This window comes from Kitasatospora sp. NPDC058444 (assembly GCF_042721415.1).
Classification (GTDB): Bacteria; Actinomycetota; Actinomycetes; order Streptomycetales; family Streptomycetaceae; genus Kitasatospora.
Window position 1 is genome coordinate 76,884 of record NZ_JBHXLL010000005.1, and the last position, 4,961, is coordinate 81,844.

Sequence of the window (4,961 nt, forward strand, 5' to 3'; positions counted from 1 at the left end):
CTCGCATCATCTGCCATCGAACTTGCCGCCTTCCAAGATTGTCCCCGGCCACCACGTACCCCTGTTCACGAGAGGCCGAGATCCCGGTCGATCACGTCGAAGAGCTCTTCGTTGCTGGCCCTGCTGAGCTGGTCCCGCAGGTCGTCGAAGCCGACCGGGCCGTCGTCGGCCGCGCCCCGGTGCCGGGTGAGCAGCGCCTGGAGCCGCAGGACGACCCTGACCCGGTCCACGTCGTCCTCCGCCCGGGCCAGCAGCGCCTCCTCCAGGAGGTCCAGCTCGGCCGTGGAGGGCAGGGCCGCGGCGTCGTCCGGCAGCGCCTCGGTCAGCAGGTGGGCGGCCAGCACCGCCGGTGTCGGGTGGTCGAACACCACGGTGGCGGGCAGGGCCAGGCCGGTGGCCCGGCCGAGCCGGTTGCGCAGTTCGACGGCGGCCAGCGAGTCGAAGCCGAAGTCCCGGAACGGCCGGCCGATGTCGATCGCGCCCGGGCCGTCGTGTCCGAGCACCACGGCCGCGTGGGTGCGGACCAGGTCGAGCAGGACGGGCTCGCGGTCGGCGGCCGGCAGGGCGGCCAGCCGCTCGCGCAGGGCGGCGAGCCGGCTCCGGTCCTCGCCCTCGTCGGCGGTGCCCACGGCGAGCGCCCGCACCTCGGGCAGCTCGGCGAAGAACCGGTTGGGCCGCAGCGCGGTGAACGCGGGCACGAACTGCTCCCAGGCGATGTCCGCGACGGTGACCGCCCCGGTGTCCAGGTCCAGCGCCCGCTGCAGGGCGCGCATCGCCCGGTCCGGCGCCATCAGCGAGATGCCGCGCCGGCGCATCGGTTCCTTGATCGCCTGGTCGACCATGCCGCCGCCGTCCCACGGCCCCCAGGCGACGGCCAGGGCGCGCACGCCCTCGGCGTCGCGCCGCTGGGCCAGGGCGTCGAGGTAGGCGTTGGCGGCCGCGTAGCAGGCCTGTTCGCCGACGCCCCAGACGCCGGCGATGGAGGAGAAGTGCACGACCGCGTCCAGCCGGCGCTGGTCGAGCAGTTCGTCCAGGTGCCGGGCGCCCGCGACCTTGCCGCCCGCGGTCCGGTCGAGTTCCGCGAGGGTGGTGTCGGCCAGCGGCGCCGAGGAGCTGACCCCCGAGGCGTGCACGACGGCCCTCAACTTCGGTTCCATCGCGTCGAGTTCGCCGACCAGCCGGGCGGCGTCCGCGCGGTCCGAGAGGTCGCAGGCGACCACCGTGACGCGGGCGCCGAGCTCCACCAGCTCGGCCTCCAGCGCGGCCAGCCCGGGGGCGCCGCGGCCGCCCCGGCTGACCAGCACCAGGTGCTCGGCCCCGCCGCCGGCCAGCCACCGGGCGACCTGCCCGCCGAGCGCGCCGGTGCCGCCGGTCACCAGGACGGTGCCGCGCGGCCGCCACGCGGGGGCCTCCGGGTCGGCCGTCGGGGCGTGCAGCAGCCGGCGCGCGAAGACGCCCTCCGGACGGACCGCCAGCTGGTCCTCCCCGTCGGCGGAGGCCAGCAGGCCGGCCAGCGCGTCGAAATCCTCCTCCTCGGCCCCGGCGGGGAGGTCGACCAGACCGCCCCACAGCTGCGGGTGCTCCAGGGCGACGACCCGGCCCAGGCCCCAGACCGGCGCCTGGTCGGGATCGACCGGCGGCTCGTACTCGCCGGTGGACACCGCGCCCTCGGTCACGCACCACAGCGGTCCGGCGATCCCGGCGTCCAGCAGGGCCTGGACGAGCAGCAGCGTGGTGGCCGCGCCCCCCGGCAGCGCCGGCACCCCGGGGTGCGGCTCGGTCTCCAGCGCCAGCAGGGAGAGCACGCCGGCGGTCCGGTGCCCGGCGCCGACGGCCTGGAGCAGCCGGGCGGCCAGCTCGGCGCGGTCGGCGGCGTCCGCCTCGACCGGCACCGTCACCACCGAGGCGCCGTGCCGGGTCAGGGCCTCCCGGTGGGCCCGCACCCGCTCGTCGTCGGCCTGCCCGGCGGGCACGGCCAGCAGCCAGTCGCCGGTGAAGGCGGGCGCCGGGGTGCCGGAGACGGGCTCCCAGCCGACGTGGTAGCGCCAGCCCGCGACCTCGGCGTCCTCCCGGCCGCGCCGGTGCCAGTCGGACAGCAGCGGCAGCGCGGTGCGCAGCGAGGCCCGCACCTCGGGGTCGGTCACGTCGAGCCGGTCGGCGAGCGCGTCGGCGTCCTCGCCGGCCAGCGCCGCCCAGAGGCCCGGGTCGGCGGGCCCGCCGGCCGGCGCGGCGATCGGGTGGAGCCAGTAGCTCTCGTGCTGGAACGGGTAGACCGGCAGCTCGACCGGGCGGCCGTGGCCGTCGAAGAGCACCTGCCAGTCGACCGGGGTGCCCCGGGTCCACAGATCGGCCAGGGCGGTGACGAACACCCCGGTGTCGTTCCAGCTGCCGCGCAGCGCCGTCGTGGTGAGCACCGGCTCGGGCAGGGTCTCGCGGGCCATCGCGGTGAGCACCGCGTCGGGGCCGACCTCCACGAACCTGCTGACGCCCTGGTGCCGGAGGCAGGCGACGCCGTCGGCGAACCGGACGGTCTCGCGGACCTGCCGCACCCAGTAGTCGGGGGTGCGCAGCAGTTCGTCCTCCACCGCGCCGGTGAGGGTGGAGACGATCGGGATGCGGGGCTCGGCGAAGGAGAGCGTCGCGAGGACGGCCCGGAAGTCGTCCAGCATCGGCTCCATCAGGGCCGAGTGGAAGGCGTGCGAGACGGTCAGCCGGCTGGTCTTGCGGCCCTCGGCCGTCCAGCGGGCGGCGAGTTCGTCGACGGTCTCCGCCGCGCCCGAGACGACCGCCGAGCCGGCGCTGTTGAGCGCGGCCACGTCCGCCGTCCCGGCGACGGCCGCGATCGCGGCCACCACCTCGGCCTCGGAGGCCTGCACAGCGAGCATCGCCCCGCCGGCCGGGAGCGCCTGCATCAGCCGGCCCCGCGCGGCGACCAGGGCGCAGGCGTCCGCCAGCGTCAGGACGCCCGCGCAGTGCGCCGCCGCCACCTCGCCGATCGAGTGGCCGAGCAGGAAGTCCGGCAGCACGCCGAAGGACTCGAACAGCCGGAACAGCGCCACCTCCAGGGCGAACAGCCCGGCCTGGGCCCACACCGTCTGGTGGAGGTCCTGGGCGCCGCAGAACACCACGTCCTTGAGGGAGTGCTCCAGGCGCGGGTCCAGCTCGGCGCAGACCGCGTCGAAGGCGCGTTCGAACACCGGGAAGGCCTCGTACAGCTCCTGGCCCATCCCGCTCCGCTGGGCGCCCTGGCCGGTGAACAGGAAGGCGCTGCGGCCCTCCCCGGCCGTCCCGGAGACCACGGCCTTGTCGGGCAGGTCGCCGGCCAGCGCGGCGAGCGCGTCGGCCAGGCGGTCCCGGTCGGCGCCGAGCACCACGGCGCGCCGCTCCAGCGGCGCCCGGGAGAGCAGCGAGAGGCCGACGTCCACCGGGTCGGGCTCGGTGTCGGCGACGAAGGCGTGCAGCCGGCCGGCCTGGGCGCGCAGCGCCTCGGTGGTGCGGGCCGCCAGCAGCCAGGGCACCACCCCGGGCGCGGGCTGCCCGGGAGCGGCCGGGGCCTCGGCGGCCGGGGCCTGCTCCAGGACGACGTGGGCGTTGGTGCCGCTGATGCCGAAGGAGGAGACGCCCGCGCGGCGCGGGCGGTCCGACTCGGGCCAGGGCTCGGCCTCGGTCAGCAGCCGCACCGCGCCGGCCGACCAGTCGACCTGCGGGGTGGGCTGCTCCGCGTGCAGGCTGCGCGGCATGGTGCCGTGCCGCATCGCCTGCACCATCTTGATCACGCCGGCCACGCCGGCCGCGGCCTGGGTGTGCCCGATGTTGGACTTCACCGAGCCCAGCCGCAGCGGCCGGTCCGCGGGCCGGTCCTGACCGTACGTCGCCAGCAGGGCCTGGATCTCGATCGGGTCGCCGAGCCGGGTACCGGTGCCGTGGCCCTCGACGACGTCCACGTCCGAGGTGGTGAGCCGCGCACTGGCCAGCGCGTCCTCGATGACCCGCTGCTGGGCGGGGCCGTTGGGCGCGGTCAGGCCGCTGGAGGCGCCGTCCTGGTTGACCGCGCTGCCCCGCACCACCGCCAGCACCCGGTGGCCGAGCCGCTGGGCGTCCGAGAGCCGCTCCAGCAGGAGCATCCCGACGCCCTCGGCCCAGCCGGTGCCGTCCGCGCCGGCGCCGTAGGACTTGCAGCGGCCGTCCGAGGAGAGCCCGCCCTGCCGGGCGAAGCCGGTGAAGGTGTCCGGGGAGGCCATCACGGTGGCGCCGCCCGCGAAGGCCATCGTGGTCTCGCCGGAGCGCAGCGACTGGCAGGCCAGGTGCAGGGCGACCAGCGAGGAGGAGCAGGCGGTGTCGATGGTGACCGCCGGGCCCTCCAGACCGAGGGTGTAGGAGATCCGGCCGGTGGCGACGCTGCCCATGTTGCCGATGCCGAGGTAGGCGTCCACCCCCTCGGGGACGTCGATCATGCGGGCCGCGTAGTCCCGGTACATCAGCCCGGCGAACACCCCGGTGCGGCTGCCGCGCAGCGCGGACGGGTCGACGCCGCCGCGCTCGCACGCCTCCCAGCAGGCCTCCAGCAGCAGCCGGTGCTGCGGGTCCATGGCGGTCGCCTCGCGCGGCGAGATGCCGAACAGCGTCGGGTCGAAGCCGTCCGCGTCGTGCAGGAAGCCGCCGCTGCGGGCGAATCCGGCGTCCTCGCCGACGTCCCAGCCGCGGTCCTCGGGGAAGGGCGAGACGGCGTCGACGCCCTCGGAGACCAGCCGCCAGAGCGCGTCCGGGCCGTCCACGCCGCCGGGCAGCCGGCAGGCCATGCCGACGATCGCGATCGGCTGGCGGTCCACCGACTCGGCGGCGTGCAGCCGTTGCCGGGTCTGGTGCAGTTCGGCCGTGACGCGCTTGAGGTAGTCGCGCAGTTTCTGCTCGTCCGCCATGTCAGGCCTCACAGGGTGTCGGGTAGGGGTTCGGCAGCAGGG

Annotated in this window: 1 protein-coding gene; it reads right to left on the minus strand. The window is 76.4% G+C overall.

Annotated elements, in window-relative coordinates:
- Positions 1 to 65 precede the first annotated feature (65 nt).
- Entirely contained in the window at positions 66 to 4,931 is a 4,866-nt protein-coding gene (locus ACFWP2_RS08010) for a type I polyketide synthase (protein WP_380449411.1), read from the minus strand.
- Positions 4,932 to 4,961: the final 30 nt, after the last annotated feature.